This is a genomic window from Oscillibacter sp. GMB15532 (genome assembly GCF_041020825.1).
Classification (GTDB): domain Bacteria; phylum Bacillota; class Clostridia; order Oscillospirales; family Oscillospiraceae; genus Oscillibacter.
In genome coordinates, this window is the sequence record NZ_JBEVTO010000006.1 from 237,018 (window position 1) to 253,446 (window position 16,429).

General features: G+C 52.9%; 15 protein-coding genes. 2 read left to right on the plus strand and 13 right to left on the minus strand.

Going from position 1 to position 16,429, the window contains the following annotated elements; all coding sequences use genetic code 11:
* Positions 1 to 51: 51 nt before the first annotated feature.
* The 5 genes from ABVS15_RS09290 to ABVS15_RS09310 form a co-directional block, all read right to left on the minus strand.
* Positions 52 to 231 carry a DUF1540 domain-containing protein gene (locus ABVS15_RS09290; protein ID WP_369283466.1) on the minus strand — a complete coding sequence of 60 codons (180 nt, stop codon included), beginning with the start codon at positions 229 to 231 and terminating at the stop codon, positions 52 to 54.
* A 279-nt stretch (positions 232 to 510) separates the two neighbouring features.
* The gene (gene fabZ, locus ABVS15_RS09295) at positions 511 to 942 is read right to left on the minus strand and encodes a 3-hydroxyacyl-ACP dehydratase FabZ (protein ID WP_369283450.1); all 432 of its coding nucleotides are present in this window, start codon (positions 940 to 942) and stop codon (positions 511 to 513) included.
* 409 nt (positions 943 to 1,351) lie between these two features.
* The gene (locus ABVS15_RS09300; protein ID WP_369283451.1) at positions 1,352 to 2,539 is read right to left on the minus strand and encodes a VWA domain-containing protein; all 1,188 of its coding nucleotides are present in this window, start codon (positions 2,537 to 2,539) and stop codon (positions 1,352 to 1,354) included.
* Positions 2,540 to 2,543: 4 nt separating this feature from the next.
* On the minus strand, positions 2,544 to 3,353 hold the full coding sequence (locus tag ABVS15_RS09305; RefSeq protein WP_369283452.1) for an AAA family ATPase: 810 nt from the start codon (positions 3,351 to 3,353) through the stop codon (positions 2,544 to 2,546).
* A 173-nt stretch (positions 3,354 to 3,526) separates the two neighbouring features.
* A complete protein-coding gene (locus ABVS15_RS09310; RefSeq protein WP_369283453.1) occupies positions 3,527 to 4,963 on the minus strand; it encodes an aldehyde dehydrogenase family protein in 1,437 nt (478 codons plus the stop codon).
* A gap of 278 nt (positions 4,964 to 5,241) precedes the next feature.
* On the opposite strand from ABVS15_RS09310, the gene ABVS15_RS09315 reads away from it, so the two are divergent.
* Positions 5,242 to 6,138, plus strand: a complete 897-nt coding sequence (locus tag ABVS15_RS09315) for a LysR family transcriptional regulator (protein WP_369283454.1) — start codon at positions 5,242 to 5,244, stop codon at positions 6,136 to 6,138.
* 93 nt (positions 6,139 to 6,231) lie between these two features.
* Here the strand turns inward: ABVS15_RS09315 and ABVS15_RS09320 are convergent, their stop codons facing one another.
* From ABVS15_RS09320 to ABVS15_RS09355, 8 genes are all read right to left on the minus strand, one after another.
* The gene (locus ABVS15_RS09320) at positions 6,232 to 8,067 is read right to left on the minus strand and encodes a thiamine pyrophosphate-binding protein (protein WP_369283455.1); all 1,836 of its coding nucleotides are present in this window, start codon (positions 8,065 to 8,067) and stop codon (positions 6,232 to 6,234) included.
* 91 nt (positions 8,068 to 8,158) lie between these two features.
* Positions 8,159 to 9,076, minus strand: a complete 918-nt coding sequence (locus tag ABVS15_RS09325; RefSeq protein ID WP_369283456.1) for a LysR family transcriptional regulator — start codon at positions 9,074 to 9,076, stop codon at positions 8,159 to 8,161.
* A 74-nt stretch (positions 9,077 to 9,150) separates the two neighbouring features.
* Positions 9,151 to 10,059 carry a DMT family transporter gene (locus ABVS15_RS09330; RefSeq protein WP_369283457.1) on the minus strand — a complete coding sequence of 303 codons (909 nt, stop codon included), beginning with the start codon at positions 10,057 to 10,059 and terminating at the stop codon, positions 9,151 to 9,153.
* A gap of 109 nt (positions 10,060 to 10,168) precedes the next feature.
* Positions 10,169 to 11,236, minus strand: a complete 1,068-nt coding sequence (gene dctP / locus ABVS15_RS09335) for a TRAP transporter substrate-binding protein DctP (RefSeq protein ID WP_369283458.1) — start codon at positions 11,234 to 11,236, stop codon at positions 10,169 to 10,171.
* Between the two features lie 91 nt (positions 11,237 to 11,327).
* The gene (locus ABVS15_RS09340) at positions 11,328 to 12,623 is read right to left on the minus strand and encodes a TRAP transporter large permease (protein ID WP_369283459.1); all 1,296 of its coding nucleotides are present in this window, start codon (positions 12,621 to 12,623) and stop codon (positions 11,328 to 11,330) included.
* The gene (locus ABVS15_RS09345) at positions 12,623 to 13,186 is read right to left on the minus strand and encodes a TRAP transporter small permease (protein ID WP_369283460.1); all 564 of its coding nucleotides are present in this window, start codon (positions 13,184 to 13,186) and stop codon (positions 12,623 to 12,625) included. Before ABVS15_RS09345 ends, ABVS15_RS09340 begins: the two co-directional genes overlap by 1 nt.
* 39 nt (positions 13,187 to 13,225) lie before the next feature.
* The gene (locus ABVS15_RS09350; protein WP_369283461.1) at positions 13,226 to 14,089 is read right to left on the minus strand and encodes a shikimate dehydrogenase; all 864 of its coding nucleotides are present in this window, start codon (positions 14,087 to 14,089) and stop codon (positions 13,226 to 13,228) included.
* Between the two features lie 33 nt (positions 14,090 to 14,122).
* Complete coding sequence (locus tag ABVS15_RS09355; RefSeq protein ID WP_369283462.1) at positions 14,123 to 14,923, minus strand: sugar phosphate isomerase/epimerase family protein; 801 nt, start codon at positions 14,921 to 14,923, stop codon at positions 14,123 to 14,125.
* A gap of 390 nt (positions 14,924 to 15,313) precedes the next feature.
* Here ABVS15_RS09355 and ABVS15_RS09360 point away from each other — a divergent pair, with 390 nt between their 5' ends.
* The gene (locus ABVS15_RS09360) at positions 15,314 to 16,237 is read left to right on the plus strand and encodes a hydroxymethylglutaryl-CoA lyase (protein ID WP_369283463.1); all 924 of its coding nucleotides are present in this window, start codon (positions 15,314 to 15,316) and stop codon (positions 16,235 to 16,237) included.
* The last annotated feature ends 192 nt before the right edge of the window (positions 16,238 to 16,429 follow it).

The window sequence follows — 16,429 nt, forward strand, 5'->3', positions numbered from 1 at the left end:
GCCCCCGGGAAGCTTGCGGATGGGACCGCAAGCGGCTGACTTAACTCTGCCTTACTTCAGCTTGAAGCTTTCGCAGTCCACGCACTTGCTCTCGGTGGGGTTAGACTCATGGGTGCCCACGGAGATGGCATTCAGTCCGCAGTACTGCTTTTCCTGGCAGTGATAGGCGCAGTTGTCGACCGTGCACTTGATGCTGGTGTTGGGGGTGCAGTTGCTGCCGTGGTTGGTCATGTCCTTCATAATAAAAGCCTCCCGATGAAAAGAGTTTTGAAGGACTGCCGGTTCTGCCGTGATTTTCAGCACAACCGACGATCCTTTGGCTTTCGCCGCAAATAGTCTGTGCACGGGTGTGCTTTTTATGCTAAAAAATTTTTAATCAATAGGCTTGAAAACAAAAAGAAGAACCGGAAGCACCTGCCTCCGGTTCTTTTAAAAAATCTTGTTTGGAGAGAATCATCGCCGCAGCCTCGGCTGAGGTAATGATTTTCATAGTTGTCTCCTCTGCGCCGTTCAGCGCATGGCCAGAGTGACGTCTCCGCTGACGGCCAGCTCGCCGTTGTTGTAAATCTCCGCAGAGCAGGTGGCAATGGCCTTTTCTGCCCGCTCGGTGGCCATCTTCGCGCGAATTTCAATAGTGTCCCCCGGCAAAATCTTTTTCAGAAAACGCACGTTGTTGATGCCCAGAAACAGGGGGATTTTTCCCGCGTAACGATCCATCTTCAAAAGCAGGATATCGGCGGTCTGGGCCATGCACTCCACGGAGTAAACGCCGGGCAGCACCGGCTCGCCGGGGAAATGGCCCTTAAAAATCTCCCGGGCCGGATCAACATAAAACCGGGTTACAATGTGCTCACCGGGAACCAGTTCCTCCACCGTGTCTACCAGCAGCATGGGGTCGCGGTGGGGAATGACCTGCTTGACCTCTTCGTTAGAAAGCTTCATACAATTTTCTCCCTTTCGCCAATCAATATTTTTATATGGAAGTCCGTCCGAAAAACGTACTTTTACACACAAGTGTGACAAAATCAATCGTGCTGAATAGCGGGACCGACTACTTGATCAGCGCAATTGCGTTACTGATGCCCAATGCAAACACAGTAATTATAACAGAAACACTGACAAAAACAAGCCTCAGGCCGTTGATAGGATGAAGATGTTCGGGAAAAAGGCTACATTGGGAATTAAGAGAAAATTGAATTTATCGTTTTGCAGGTCTTTGATTCTGGAACAGGAAATAATAACGGCTGGGCGGGCGGCGATTCGCCCCCCGCTTAATGCATATTGTGCACGCGCTGTTCTGGCGTTGAAACAAGGTGCATTTCTAATCAGTAAAGAAGCAACACGGTGCATTTCAGCGGGTTAGAAGTTTTTTCATGCCCTTCTCCAAGCCCTCCACCGTCAGAGGAAACATGGGAAAAAGGGAGGCAATGGTATCATAGCTGTGGGACCACTCTTCGCCCCAGTCAGGGCGGTCGCCGGGGTTGAGCCAAATGGTATGGGGATATTTCCGGTGAAACAGATGCAGCCAGTCAAGCCCGCACCGGGGACCGTCTTCTCCGTGCCCCTGATAGGATCCCTCCAGCTCACGGGGGGACATCTGCGCGTCTCCCACAAAAACCACCTTCCAGTCTTCTGATAGATTGGAGAGGACCCAGTCAGAGGGGACGGAGCTTTTAGGATCGATCATGGGCTCGTTATATAAACGAGTGTAAATACAATTGTGAAAGTAGTAAATTTTCAATTCCCTGAAATGTCTGGATTTGCTTACTGCCTGAAACAGCGCGGAGCACAGGGTACTGTAATACTCCATAGAGCCGCCTGAATCCATCAGCAGCAACAGCTTGACGGTGTTTTCCCGGGGGCGCTTATAGCGTATCTTCAACATGCCGCCCTGCTGGGCGGTATCCTGAATGGTGCGCTCCACATCGAACTGGGTGCGGGGGAGGTCCACCAGCCCTGAAAATTGCCGCAGTCTCCGCAGTGCCGATTGAAATTGACGGATATCCAGCGTGCTGTCCTCACGAAAGTCGCGGAATCTTCGTTCTCCTGCCACACGAAAGGCCCGTTTGTATTCGGACTGACCGCCCACCCGAATCCCGTTGGGACTCATGCCCACGTTGCCAAAAACAGACATACCGTGGGTGCCAATCCAGTAATTTCCGCAGTTGTGCTGTTCCCGCTGCTCATATTTTCGCTCCTCGAAAAGCGCCTCGACCTCCGCTTGGCTGAGCTGCGCGTTCAGCTCTGCCTGCTGCTCGTCAAACTCCCCCATGGGGGAGTTTGGCTTCTCCAGCCATTCCAACAGCTCCTGAGATAGTTCCTGCTGAGAAGGAATGCCTTTGAAGTAGTCCAGAAAGCAGCGGTCAAAGCAGTCAAAGTCTGCCTCGCTCTTTACCAGCAGGCAGCGGCACAAGTGGTAAAAGCCGGTGAAGCCGGAGTCGTGTAGTCCCTTGTCCAGAGCTTCCATCAGACTTACCCACTCGGTAAGCGAGACGTTCAGGCCGCTTTTTCTCAGTAGATATAGAAATTCCTTGAACATGGGCTTACCGCCAGTTGCGCCGAAGCGTGTCTATGTCCTCGTTCTTTTTCAGTAAAACACCCAGATAGGGAAGCTCACTGATTATTTGGCCGGGATCTGCGCCCTCGTGAATCAGAGCTTGAATCCAGTCAATAATTTCGCTGGTAGAGGGCTTTTTTCTGATCTGGGGCAGCTGCCGGATTCTGTAAAAGGCGTTCAGTGCCTGAGTGAGCAGCGATTCGTCCAGATTGGAGAAATGGACCCGGATAATCTGGGTCATCAATTCCTTGTCGGGAAACTCAATATAATGGAACACACACCGGCGCAAAAAAGCGTCGGGCAGTTCTTTTTCCGCATTAGAGGTGATAATTACCACGGGGCGTTGCCCAGCCTTGACCGTGCGCCCTGTCTCCGGGATATAAAATTCCATCCGGTCCAGTTCCCAAAGCAGATCGTTGGGGAACTCCAAATCCGCCTTGTCAATTTCGTCAATCAGCAAAATCGCCTGTTCCCGATGGGTAAAGGCATCGCCAAGCTTGCCAAGCTTGACGTACTTTTCAATATTGTCTACGCTGTCCCCGCCAAACTGGCTGTCATACAGGCGCCGGACCACGTCGTAAACATACAGTCCGTCCTGCGCCTTGGTGGTGGACTTGATGTTCCAAATCATCAATTCTTTTTTCAGCGCGGCTGCAATGGCTTCGGCCAGCATGGTTTTGCCTGTTCCGGGTTCTCCTTTAAGGAGCAGAGGCTTTTGAAGCACCATGGCAATGTTCACCGCGCGCATCAGCTCTTCGGAGACTACGTAATCCTGACTTCCTTTGAATTTGTCCATCTTGAAAGTTCCTTTCCAGACAATGTAAAGAATGCCACCACGGAAGGTTTTGCGCCTTTCGTGGTGGCATTAAGCAGTTTTCTGTCAGGCTGCCCCGCAGCGCGGGCTTGGCGGCGTCTCACCCGCCTAATATTTTTATACTGCGGCGCGGCAGCTGGATGTGACGCGGAGACTTATTCCTCGTCCATACCCTCTTTGAAGAAGTCGCCAAACAGCTCTTCGTTGGAGGGCATATCCTCGGGCAGAGGACGCGCCACCCAGGTGGTGTTCATGTAGTGGCGCAGAGCAATGTTCTCAGAGACGATGTTGCCGCCCCAAGTGCCGCAGCCCATCGAGGACGTGGGAGGCATTCCGTTGGTAGAAGAGCCGGAGTTGCCCTTGTTGTTGGGCTGGCGCACCATGATGCGGGAGACAGGAGCGGCCAGGCCCAGACGGTGAATGTGCTCATCATCCCAGGAATAGATGCCGCAGGAGTGGCCCTTCCCGCCGACTTCAAATATGCCGCGCATCATATCAAGGGCATTTTCAAACTCACCCTCATACTTAAACAGGGCCAGCAGCGTGGTCAGCTTTTCGCTGGAGAAATAATGGTCCTTGCCGATGTTCTCCTTGCCGCCGCCGGTGACGGCAATAAACTTGCGGTCATCGGGGATGGTGAACCCGGCAGCCTCGGCCAGCTTCTGGGCGCTGATAGCCACGGTGTTGGGCAGACGGTGGCCGATCTCGTCCCACATGACGGCCTTGAGCTTCTCGGCCTCTTCGTCGTTGGCAAGGTAAGCGCCCTCTGCAACCAACGCCTTGACGAAGTCGTCATACACGGAATCGTGGATGACGAGGTTGCCATCGCAGGAGCAACCGGAGCCATAGTCAGAGCACTTGGAAATGCGGGAGTTCATGGCGGCTTCGGCCAGACGCTCGGGGGTGTTGGCGGTGTCGTCGATGATCACGGTGGCATTGCCGGCTCCGGAGCCGTAAGCGGGAGTTCCGGAGGAATAGGCGGATTTGACCATGGGACGACCGCCGGTGGCGATTACCAGATTGACCTTTTTCATGAGCTCCTGCGTCAAAGCAATGGAAGGTTCGGTAATGCCCTGGATGATGTCGGCGGGAGCGCCCTCCCGGACCAGAGCCTCGCGGATGATGTTGATGCACTTGTTGGTCACGTTCTTCGCACGGGGATGGGGAGAGCAGATCAGCACATCCCGGGCCTTGATGGCGTAAACAATTTGACCGGCGGGAGTCAGACACGGATTCGTGGTGGGGACAAGCGTTGCGATAACGCCCACGGGCTTGGCGTATTTCACCAGACCTTTCTCGGTATTCTCCTCAATAATGCCAACGCTCTTTTGACGCAGGCAGTCACGGAGAATCAGCTTGATCTTGTTGCGCTTGTTGCGCTTGGTCACCTTGTCGCCAAGCTGGGTTTCGTCAACGGCTTCGTCGCAGATGGGCGCCCAGACCTTCATATCGCAAATCGCGGCAGCGACAGCCTGACAGAGGCGGTCCACGCGCTCCTGATCATACGTTGCGATGATGTCGGCGGCAGCTTTCGCCCGGGCTACCATTTCATCCAGCATCTGAAGCTGTTCCGCGGTTACCTCTTTAGCCATAATTACATTCCCCTTCGTTATTTTATTTCATAAAAAGTGTGTAAGAAAAAACGCTTATAGTAGTATCTTAGTCTGTCTGTGCCGCTGTGTCCAATACCAGCTTTCTTTTTCATGGATAGAAAGAGTCTATAAAAAAGTGACAAAGCAAGCGCGCACAATGCACAAAAAACATCAAATATCTTTATCTGTTACGACAAACGGTATCTATGGTATAATAAGAAAAATTTGACATGTATGATAAGGGCTTTGGAAATAGTTGAAGATTTGAGGAGAGATACATGACGCTGCTTCAGCTGCAATACTTTAAGACGTTGGCGCGGGTGCTTCACTATACGCATGCGGCCAAGGAACTGCATATTGCGCAGCCCAGTTTGAGCTATTCCATCAGCGAGCTGGAAAAAGAACTGGGGGTTAAATTGTTCAACAAGGAAAACCGCATAGTCAGTCTGACCGTGTACGGGGAACAGTTCCTGCCCTATGCGGAAAAGGCGCTGGCCCTGCTGGACGAGGGAGCGGATGTGCTGCATCAATTGGCAGGGACTGCCTTGCAGGTGGTGAATCTGGGATATTTCCACTCCATTTCGTCCTCGCTGATTCCATCTATCATGGCAGAGGTATACAGTCGGGAGGAAAATCGGGGAATCCGCTTTCAATTTTTGGAGGCCCCCTCCTTTGATATTTTTACCCAGCTGAAAAGTGGCGGGCTGGACCTGGCCTTTTGTATGCATCTGGATGACAGCATTGAATCGGTGACGATTATGCGCCAGCCGCTCTATCTGGCGGTGCCCGCAAACCACCCGCTGGCGGGGAAGAGCAGCGTCACCTTCGAGCAGTTTGCGCGGGAGCCCATGGTGATGCTGGATAAGCCCAGCAATCTTCGCACACTGGTGGATCAGGTGTTTGCAAAGCGGGGAGTGACCCCCATCGTCATGTTTGAGGTGAGAGAGTGCAACGCTGCGCTGCAATATGTAGCGCTGCGGTTTGGCGTATCCATTTTGCCGCAGGTGCCGGCGATGGAAAATGCAAAGGTGTCGGTCATCCCCATTGAAGACTCGGAGCAGGCATTTGTGCGGACAGTGTATCTCTCCTGGGCGAAAAATCATCCGCTCTCGCCGGCCACGCGGCGGATCAAAGACTATATCATCGAGCGCTATGCCACTCCGTCCGATTTGTGACAGAGCGGGGCGGATGATTCATATTTTCAAAACGCGGCGGGACGGGTATCGGTGTGATACTGTCCCGCCGCGTTTTTGGGAATAAGGCGGGAGTTAATTGGTGTTGTGGGATTTGGAATGGCTGGGGGCCACGTAGCTCCCGTTTTCCTTGAGAATCAGCTTGCCGTCCCGCACCAGCGTGTTGGGGCTGTATATGTCGTTGATATTCCAGCAGCCGGGAGTGGGAACCACAATGTTTTCCATGGGTGCTTCCACAAGGAAGGGCTTGCCCGCCCTGTTGGCGGCCAAAGCCTGCTCCAAGGCGCCCTTAAACTCATCCGCAGAGGAGACACACACGGATTCCACGCCATAAGCCTTGGCTACATCGGCCCAGCGGGGGCTGTATGCCTTTCCGTCGGGAGTTTGGAAGACAGTTCCGAATTTTGTATTATAATTGGCGTTTTCCAACCCGGCAATTGTGCCGAAGGCAGAGTTGTTCATCACGACCCAGATGCAGGCAATGCCCTGCTCCACGGCGGTGGCCAGACAGGTGGGATTGACCCCGAAGCCGCCGTCCCCGGTCAGGGTCAGGCAGATGCGGTCGGGAGCGGCAAGCTTTCCGCCCAAAACGGCGGAGGCGCCGAAGCCCATGGTGGCAAGGCCCGAAGAGTGGTGGATGGTGCCCGGAATGGTGATGTCAAACTGCTGGGCCACACCATTTTTATTCCAGCCAACATCGGTAAAGATGATGCTGTCTTCGGGGAACACATCCTTAACGTCCTTCAAAATGCGCTGGGGGGTCATTGGGAAACGGCTGTCATCGGAAATGGGCTTGTTGGATTGTTTAAACGCGGCCTTGGCGGCGGCAATCTTTTCCCGCAGTTCGGGGCGGCTTTTTCCCTGAGGGCAAAGCTTTTTTGCTTCCTCCAGAATCTGGGCCAGACCCAGCTTCAGATCGCCCACTGCGCCAATCTCCACAGGATAATTGCGGCCAATTTCAGAAGGATCTATGTCGATCTGGAGAAAGGTGGTGGCACCGGGGTCAAATGTGACGCCCTGATACCAGCTGGAGCTGTCCGCTTCGGCAAAGCGGGTGCCAAGGCCCAGAATTACATCGGCACTGACGGTGAGAGAGTGGGTAAATTCCATTCCCCAGAAGCCGGTTTGACCGATCATCAGAGGGTGGCAGTCGGACAGGCACCCCTGCCCCATCAGCGTGCGGGAGACAGGAATGTCCAAAAATTCAGCCAGAGCCGCCAACTCGTCGGAGGCCTGCGCCAGCAGGATGCCGCCGCCGGCGTGGAGGACCGGATTTTTTGCCTCCACCAGCTTGGCTGCAATTGCCTTGGCAGCGGACGGGTCCAGAGCGGGACGCATGGTAATGTGACTGTCCTTATAGGTTCTCAGCCATAGATCATCATCGATTTCCCGTGAAAACATATCCATGGGCATATCAATGAGGACGGGGCCGGGACGGCCCGATTCGGCCAGACGGAAGGCCTTGTCCAAAATTTCAGGCAGTGCTTCGGGGTCGTCCACCCGCCAGGCGCGCTTTACCACGGGCTCCAGAATCTTATACTGGGTGGCGTCGCCATGCATGTTGACTTCCTGATGGGGGTGCTTGCCAAAGTAATAGCTGGGTACGTCGCCCGCGATGACCACCATGGGGATGGAGTCGAAGGCGGCGTTTGCCACACCGGTCAGCACATTGGTCAAACCGGGGCCCAGATGGCACATGACGACGGAAGCCTTATGGGTGATGCGGGCGTAGCCGTCTGCGGCGATAGAGGCCACGGCTTCATGGCGGTTGGAGATGTAAGTTACCTTTGTGCTGCGGGACAGGGCATCCAGCATTCCGATGACCGTGTGTCCACACAGACCGAACACATATTCAACACTTCTGCGTTCCAGATAATCTACCATTAGTTCGGATACTAGCTTTTTGCTCATTGTTGCTGCCTCCTTAAGATGCGGCGCTCTGCTGCGCAGAGTCGGGTTTCAAAAATATTGAGCCGCCGGGGCAAACGCGCGTTTCCGCAGTTCAGACAAGGCTTGGGCCGTTGCGGGCGCGGAATTGATCAAATACCTTACCGCTGCGGATAATGTAATCCCGAAAATACTCAGCCGCAGGTGGCATATATCGGTCTTTACACCACATCAGGTACAGATCCCGCGCAGGAACATTGTCGGAAATGGGGATGATTTTAACGTTATAAGGCGCGCCGCCCAGGGGATAAGGGGTAATGGCTACCCCTTGGTTTGCGGCCACAAGACCGTACATGACGATGTCCTGTGGCGTTTCCACTAAAATGGTTGGGTTGATATTCAGGGATTCAAATATCTCGCGGTTTTGATAGTGCAGCTGTGAGGCACTGTCGAAGTTGATAAAGGGCTCCTGATCCAGCTCTTTCAGGCTTGCGCTCTCGCGCCGGGCCAGTCGATGTCCAAACGGGACCAGCAGGACCAGCGGATGGGTGCCCAGCTTTACATGCTCCACCCGGGGATCGTCGATCCAGGTCGCAAAGGCCAGATCAACTTTTCCGGACAGAAGATGCTCTTGTATGAAATAAAAAGTGTCCTGAGAAAATTGAAAGCGCACGCCCACCCGGTTGGTTTCAGATAAATAGCGGACAATAATGTCCGGCAGAAACTGAGCCAGAGAGGGGAAGGCGGACAGAGTCACTGTGCCGGAGTTTGGATTGTTATACTCCTGTAAGATGGAAATTCCGGTTTCCAGAGATTCCAGGCTTTTTTTGACGTGGGGTAGGAACAACTCACCGTATTTCGTCAGCTTGACATTGCGCCCTTTTCGGGTAAACAGCTTTACATTCAGCTCGGATTCCAGTTCCTGAATGGCGTGGCTGAGCGTGGACTGACTGACATACAGCTTTTCCGCTGTCTGGGTGTAGTGCTCCAACTCCGCGATGGCCTGAAAGTATTGTAACTGTTTTAAGTTCATGGCTGTCACTCCTTCTGCGATATAACAGGATTTAATACCCTTCTATGTTATTATCGCTTATGGACAGCAAATTGTTAGTTATTTTTCGATAAATTTTCATTTTCCCTTGTTTGTCGTCCGGCTTCTCTGGCGCTCAGGACTACATCGACAGAAATCAGCAGTAATCCAATGAAAAACGTGGGACGAAACTGTTCCCCCAAAATCAGCGCGCCCAGCAGTGCGGAGAAGGTGGGCTGCAGGGGATAAAACAGGGAGCAGGTGCTGGCTGGGAGGAGGAAAAGGCACTTTGTCCACGTGAATTGGGACAGGCCGGAGCCAATCAATCCCAGATAGAGAACCACGGCTACCGCGGTGGGAGAAAGGACAACCGGCTGATGAGTGGCGCTGAAGATTCCTGCCGGGATATGAAAGATAAGGCTGATGGCCATGCTGTACGTTGTGACCAGAATGGGAGGATAGCTGGCGGTGAGGCGGCGCATATATACCGAGGCCGCTCCCCAGGACAACACGGCAAGCAGCACCACGCCAATGCCCAGCAGATCGCCCCGGTTGTCTGCGCCGCTTGTGACCACGGCGGTGCCTGTCAGGGCCAAAACAAGGCAGAGCACCTTGGTGGAAGTAATCCGCTCCTTGAGAATCAAGGCGGCCATCACGGTGACGGATACAGGAGTCAGCGCGTTGATTAAAGAAGCCATGGATGCCCCGGTCAGGGAGATTCCCAGCTGAATTAGTGAAATAGTAAAAAAATAGCCGAGAAAGCCTACCAAACCAAAGTATTTCCAATCCTCCCGGGCAATTTTGGTGCCAAGACAGCCGCGGGCCATCAGGAGCAGAGGCGCCATGGCCACAGTGCACCGCAGACATGCCAGCAGCTGAGGTGGAATATCCTCGGCAATCATTTTCCCTGCAACATACACGCTTCCCCAAAAGAAGAAGGTGAGCAACAGCGGAAAGAAAGCCTGGTTGCTTGGCTTGGCTTTCATGAAGAAACTCCTTTCTGACAGGGGGTGCGAAAAAAAGTGAGGGTCGGGCTGCCGCCGCCTTTTGGCGGCAGTCCGACCCCTTTCAGCCAACGATATAGGAGGTCTTTAATCAGCCTGCTGCCAAAGCGTCCTGCAAAGAGGTGCCCAGACCGCCGACTTCTCCGTCGATCTTGCTGTACAGATCCTTTACGCCCTGAAGATTCAGAACTTCGTCAAAGAAAGAGTTGTCATAGTTGATGATGGTCATGCCGCCCTTTTCCAAGGTGGTCTTGTTGTCCGTGTCGATCTGGGTCAGTTCAGGACGCATCACGGCCAGCGCCACGTTCACGGCTTGGTCAAGCGCTTCCTGATAAGCGGGGTCTAGGTCTGCATAAGCGTCCTTATTGATCGAAATCTGGTTGACATACAGAATATGATTGGTGCAGGCCAGATATTTTTGCACCTCATTGAAGTTGTTGCCCACGATGGTGTCAGCTGCGTTTTCTTCCGCATCCACAGCGCCGCTCTGCAATGCGAAATACAGTTCGGAGAAGGCCAGGGGCGTCGGTTCGGCGCTAATAGCGGTCCAGAAAGCCATGTGGTTGTTGTTTTCCATAGTGCGGATTTGCAGCCCCTTGAAAGAAGACAGATCTGTCAAATCCTTATTGGCGGTAGTCAGGCGATAGGTGGCGTTTTGCAGGAACCCCAGCAGATGGAAGCCGGCTGTTTCATAGGCGGCGGAGAGCTGTGTTTTAAACTGAGAGTCAGAGCCGTTAAGTACCTTGTCAATGGTGTCGCCGTCGTATTTGGGGAAGACCATGGGCAGATCAAAGACGGCCATCTCGGGGATAAAAGAGACAACGGGGGCAGTCTGGCAGACGACAATCTGGATGTCGTTGCTCTGCATCTGACGAAGCAGGTCGGCGTCGCCGCCCAAGTCGCCGTTGGGATGATAGTCGATGGTCAGCTTACCGCCGGTAATCTCGCTCACCTTTTGAGCAACCAGTTCACCAAAGACCTGACCGGCAGCGCCCTTGCCAGTGGAGTCGGCACCCACCAGTTCTACGGGCTCCAGGTTGGCATAGGGGTCATCGTTACTCTGAGAAGCGGGAGCAGAAGTGGGTGCAGGGGTGCTGCCACAGGAAGCCAGAGACAGTGCCATTACCATGGACAGGAACAGAGCTGCAAACTTTTTCATTTATTTTTCCTCCTTCTTTTGATCCAATTGCACTTTATTTTCGTCCGCTGCCCCCGAAAACCGGGGGCAGGGGGACAAACGAAAGGGACGATCAGAGCATGTTTACCAGAGCCATGCTGAACCAGGGGATATAGGTAATCAAAACCAGAGCGATCAGGAATGCAATAATAAAGGGGACAGCCCTTCTGGCCACGGCCATGGGCGGTTCTTCCGACAGATTCCCGGCCACAAATAGATCCAGTCCGAAGGGTGGTGTGGCAAGGCCGATGGACAGGCAGCACACAAGGATTACGCCGAAATGAACCGGGTCCACACCCAAATTTTGCACGGCGGGCAGCAGCACGGGCGCCAGAATGATAATGGCGGGGCCGGTATCCATGACCATGCCCAGAATCAGGAAGATGATCACCAGCACGGTGAGGACCGTGAAGCTGGAGTGGAAATTGTCCAGGATAAAGTTTTCCACAATCTTGGTAGCCTTGGTCAAAGACAGTACGCGGCCGAAAGCGGTGGCAAAAGCCAGAACAAAGGCCAGGCCGCCATAAGTCTTTACAGAGCTGCACAGGAAGGGAACCAGATCTTCGACCTTGATGGATTTATAAATGAACAAAGAGACAACCAGTGCATAGAACACAGAAACGCAGGCGGCTTCGGTGGGGGTGAACATACCGCTGTAGATGCCGCCCAATACAATGACGGGACACAGCAGCGCCCAAAAGCTTTCCAGGAACAGCTTTCCCAGACCCTGCCCTTTCAGCTCGGACATCTTCTGGTTAATCAATGTGCGGTCCTCGCCCTTGCGTACACAATAAATAACGGCGTAGGCCATCAGGAACAGGCCGATTAAGATACCGGGGAACACACCGCCCAAAAACAGGTCGCCGGTAGACACGCCGGTGGCCAGAGAATAGAGCACAAAGGGGATGGAGGGCGGAATAATGACGCCCAGACCTCCGGCAACGGCAATCAGTCCCGCGCTCCACCGGCGCTCATAACCCAGACTGACCATGAAAGGAATGCACATGGAACCTACGGCGGCGGTGGTGGCCGGTCCGGAACCGGAGATTGCTCCATAGAACAAACAGGTCATAACCACCGCGCAGGGAACGCCGCCGGGAAGACGGCCCACAAAATAGGCAAAGAAGTTAAAAAGCTTTTTGGAAATGCCGCCCTCCGCCATAATAACGCCACCCAGAATAAACAGGGGGACTGCGAGAATGGGGGTGGAGTTGGCGCCGGAGAAAGCGTTATTCAGCAGCTGCGCAATGGAGCCGCCTTTATCCATCAGAAAGATAGGAGCCGCGGAGCCTAAAATCATGCTGATACCGATAGGAACGGAGACCGCAATGGCCACCAAAAATACAATAAATACCAATAATGCAGCCATTATTCGCCCGCTCCTTTCTCACCCTTGGCCAGTTCGGCCTCTTCGGCCGCATCCTGCATGGTTTGCTCCAGGGTGGTCAGCTCTTTTTCTCTGAAATGAATGACATGGATGACGGCCTGCTGCAGGCCCCGGACGGTTCCAAGCGCAAAGCCGATGAGCATCACGATGTACACGATCCACATGGGCCACAGCATGGCCGGAGAAGCTTCACCGCTGCTCATTACGTTTTTGACAACTGTCACGGAGTAAACAGCCAGCAGGGCCATGGACCCGGTGGTAACCAGGTCCACCAGGATGTTGATCACCTTGCGCAGGAACCCGGAGAGTAAGTCTAGCAGTACGCTGACACGAAGCATGTTGCCCTTTCGAATGGTATAGGGCAAGGAAATAAACACGCTCCATATCCAACAGAAGCGGCAGAATTCCTCTGCCCATTGCAGGGAGGGAATCCAAGGGATGTTTCGGATAATAACCTGAATCAAACTGACGCAGGAAATTACCACCAGTAGAATGACCAAAATGGATTCTTCAAAGTGGTCATCCAGCCATTTAAGCGCTTTCATCTTCTACCTCCTATTTACTTGTATCTATTTGAGAGATGGTCACTGGCTTTGTTCGGCCAGAATCGCCAGCAGCTCCCGACGCATGGCCTCCACAGGCGGCTTTTGCCCGGTCCACAGCTCGATTTGCGCGGCACCCTGATAGAGCGACATATCCAGTCCGTTAAGGACCCGGCAGCCCTTTTCTTCAGCGTTGAGCAAGAACTGGGTTTTGCCCGGATTATAGCAGGCGTCAAAATAGAACTGGCTGGGCTGTATATGCTCGGTAGGCATGGGAGACTGCCCGATGGAAGCCCCCATACCGACGCCGCTGGCGTTCAACACCACGTCACAGGCGGCCAGCTTGGAAAAGTCTTCATAATGTACAAATTCGGCCACCGGAGCGAAGTTCTCGTTAATGTCTGCGGCCAGCGACTTGGCACAAGGCTCAAAGGCATCGGTTATGTAAATTTTTCTCGCTCCATAATGGGCAAGAACGGAGCACATGGCCCTTCCGGCGCCGCCGCCGCCGAAACAGAAGAACACGGACTGGTCTACCTCAATACCGCCATCTTGCGTAAGTGATGTGTAAAAGCCGATGCCGTCGGTGTTGTAACCGATCAATTTTCCGTCCTTCGTCTTAGCTACCGTATTGCTGGCGCCCATCTTCCGACACAAGGGGTCCAACTCATCGAGATAGCGCAGTACCCGGACTTTGTTGGGTTTTGTAACGGCAAAACCGGCAAAATTCATATACCGCAATCCATTCACAATGTCGCCCAGATGCTCCTTGTCCGCCTCTGTGTAAAAATAGAGCATGTTCAGTCCGGCGGCCTCATAACCGGCGTTCTGCATCCGGGCGGCAAAGGACTGATTCAGAGGCGTGCCGATCAGCGTAACCATTTTCGTGTTGATATCGATGTTCATGGGAATCCTCTTTTCCGTATTTTAAGTAAATGATTACAAACCGTGCTGTGTACAATATACTTTGGCCGTCTCCAGACAGCGGGCCACATGTCCGGCGGCACCTAGCTCTGCGATGTGCTGGATATTGGGCAATTCAATGGAGCATGGATTATCAGGAAGCGCCTTCAGCAGCCCCGCAATGTCCACCGCGCCTTCTCCGCAGTAAGCCCGCCCCTCACGGACCACCTGCATAAATTCGGTGTTCATTTCCTTTGGACAGTCGCACAGGTGAATCAGGCCAAACCGCTCCGGCGCCAGGGCGCGGATGTCCTCGGGTGTGACTTTGTCCCAGTAAGCGTAGATCATGTCCACCAAAATTTTAAGATTTGGAGCATGTACCTGATCCTGAATTTTGACGGTATCGGCCAGGGTCGTCAGCCCCGAGACAGCAGGAAATTCCAGATTAACGGTCAACCCAAACTGATTTGCCTGCTCACAGAGCGTGCCCAGTCGATCAACGGCAAAATCGTAATCCTGCGTCCAGACGCTGGACAAAACCTGTGTTGCACCCAGCTTGGCACCCTGTTCAAAGGCTTCGCGATAGTCGGAGGGAAGATCTTCCCGGATACGCATCAGTTCAATGTCCAAAAGCTTCATTCCTGTATCCGAAAGCTTCTTTTGAATGGCTCGGGCCAAGTCCGGGTCCCGTTCCAAACAGACGGGAGGCTCGCCGGGAAGTCCCATGGGAATTGTTCGTAAGCTGACAAAATCGAAACCCGCATCTTGGGCAATGGCAATCTGGTCCAAGGGGTCAATTCCCGGAACCGTCAGATATGCCAACGAAAATTGCTTCATGGTTGTATGGACTCCTTTCATGTGCGCTAGGCAAAATTGCTAATTTTCGCTTTGCTATGGCTCGATTTTATATTGAAGCTACAAAATAAGTCTAATGCTTATTTTTTGTGTATTTATCGATATTTTTCATAATTAGAGCAAATTTGTTCGTTTTATTTCTTCCATTACCCAAGAGTTTTTACAAATTAATTGTTGGATATCTACAAAACGCGAAGCGTGTGCAAGTCGAATTATAAATGTATGCGCTGCGCGAGAGGGTGAAAATGAAGCCGACAAGATATGTTGGTTTTCGTGATAAAGGCAATCTATGCGATGATATAAAAAATGTATTGGATTCTTTCGCCAGTCTTTCTTAATATAAAGAAAAATGTAAAATTGGAGGGATTAGTAATGAAACTACCATCATCCGTGACACTATGTGAGGTTGGCTTGAGAGATGGACTGCAAAACGAGAAGGAGCAGCTTCCCACTCAGAAAAAGCTGGAATTGCTGGGCGGGTTGATTGATGCCGGATTCCGGGTAATTGAGGTTGGCTCCTTTATGAACCCCAACGCGGTTCCCCAAATGGCGGATACCGACGAGATATACCGCTTGATTGGAGATGTGCAGGGGGTGGAACTTCGCGCCCTGATTCCAAATCTGAGAGGAGTACAGCGCGCGGCGGACTGCGGCTGCAAAAAGGTCAAGCTGAACGTCTCTGCCAGTCGGCAGCACAACCTGAAAAATCTAAATATGACTCCGGAGGAAAGCGTTGCGGGATTTGCGTCCTGTGTTCAGGCGGCTGAGAGTCACGGAATCGAAATTTCTGGGTCCATTTCCATGCCCTTTGCCTCCCCGTGGGAGGGACGAATTCCGCAGGAAGAGGTGGATGCGATTATCCAGGCCTATTTAAAGGTGGGCATCACAGAGATTTCCCTTTCAGACGCATCTGGTATGGCGGTTCCCAATCAGGTCTTCGATATGTGCGCCCATGTACGGGAAGTTTATCCGCAGATATCCTGGTGGCTGCATTTCCACAACACCCGAGGTCTGGCCATGGCCAACATTTTGGCTGCCATGGAGGCCGGAATGACGCAGTTTGACAGTTCCTTCGGCGGTCTTGGAGGCTGCCCGTTTGTTCCGGGTGCTGCCGGTAATATTTCCACCGAGGATGTGCTCCATATGTGTGAAGAGTCGGGAATTGACACGGGAATTGACATTGTAAAAGTGATTGCTCTCTCGCGCCAGCTCAGGCAGCTTTTGGGACACGACACAGATAGTTATATTCTGCGTGCGGGCCGCTCCCGCGACCTGATCCAGACGAGCAACGACTGACATGGATTTGGATGATCTTCATTCTTATAAAAAAAGGCGGCATGACCGGAAGGTCATGCCGCCTTAACATAGTGTATAAACGTAAAAAACGAAAGCTGCTATCTGAGAATACGCAAAAATAATCCGAACACAAAAAAGAGCCGCCATCCTTTTGGATGGCGGCTCTTTCTATTCTGTGAAAATTGATCTTAC

Bases quoted from the DNA above. Each gene is read 5' to 3' on its own strand.
- ABVS15_RS09290 (WP_369283466.1), bottom strand. From the start codon at position 231: ATGACCAACCACGGCAGCAACTGCACCCCCAACACCAGCATCAAGTGC.
- fabZ (WP_369283450.1), bottom strand. From the start codon at position 942: ATGAAGCTTTCTAACGAAGAGGTCAAGCAGGTCATTCCCCACCGCGAC.
- ABVS15_RS09300 (WP_369283451.1), bottom strand. From the start codon at position 2,539: ATGTTCAAGGAATTTCTATATCTACTGAGAAAAAGCGGCCTGAACGTC.
- ABVS15_RS09305 (WP_369283452.1), bottom strand. From the start codon at position 3,353: ATGGACAAATTCAAAGGAAGTCAGGATTACGTAGTCTCCGAAGAGCTG.
- ABVS15_RS09310 (WP_369283453.1), bottom strand. From the start codon at position 4,963: ATGGCTAAAGAGGTAACCGCGGAACAGCTTCAGATGCTGGATGAAATG.
- ABVS15_RS09315 (WP_369283454.1), top strand. From the start codon at position 5,242: ATGACGCTGCTTCAGCTGCAATACTTTAAGACGTTGGCGCGGGTGCTT.
- ABVS15_RS09320 (WP_369283455.1), bottom strand. From the start codon at position 8,067: ATGAGCAAAAAGCTAGTATCCGAACTAATGGTAGATTATCTGGAACGC.
- ABVS15_RS09325 (WP_369283456.1), bottom strand. From the start codon at position 9,076: ATGAACTTAAAACAGTTACAATACTTTCAGGCCATCGCGGAGTTGGAG.
- ABVS15_RS09330 (WP_369283457.1), bottom strand. From the start codon at position 10,059: ATGAAAGCCAAGCCAAGCAACCAGGCTTTCTTTCCGCTGTTGCTCACC.
- dctP (WP_369283458.1), bottom strand. From the start codon at position 11,236: ATGAAAAAGTTTGCAGCTCTGTTCCTGTCCATGGTAATGGCACTGTCT.
- ABVS15_RS09340 (WP_369283459.1), bottom strand. From the start codon at position 12,623: ATGGCTGCATTATTGGTATTTATTGTATTTTTGGTGGCCATTGCGGTC.
- ABVS15_RS09345 (WP_369283460.1), bottom strand. From the start codon at position 13,186: ATGAAAGCGCTTAAATGGCTGGATGACCACTTTGAAGAATCCATTTTG.
- ABVS15_RS09350 (WP_369283461.1), bottom strand. From the start codon at position 14,089: ATGAACATCGATATCAACACGAAAATGGTTACGCTGATCGGCACGCCT.
- ABVS15_RS09355 (WP_369283462.1), bottom strand. From the start codon at position 14,923: ATGAAGCAATTTTCGTTGGCATATCTGACGGTTCCGGGAATTGACCCC.
- ABVS15_RS09360 (WP_369283463.1), top strand. From the start codon at position 15,314: ATGAAACTACCATCATCCGTGACACTATGTGAGGTTGGCTTGAGAGAT.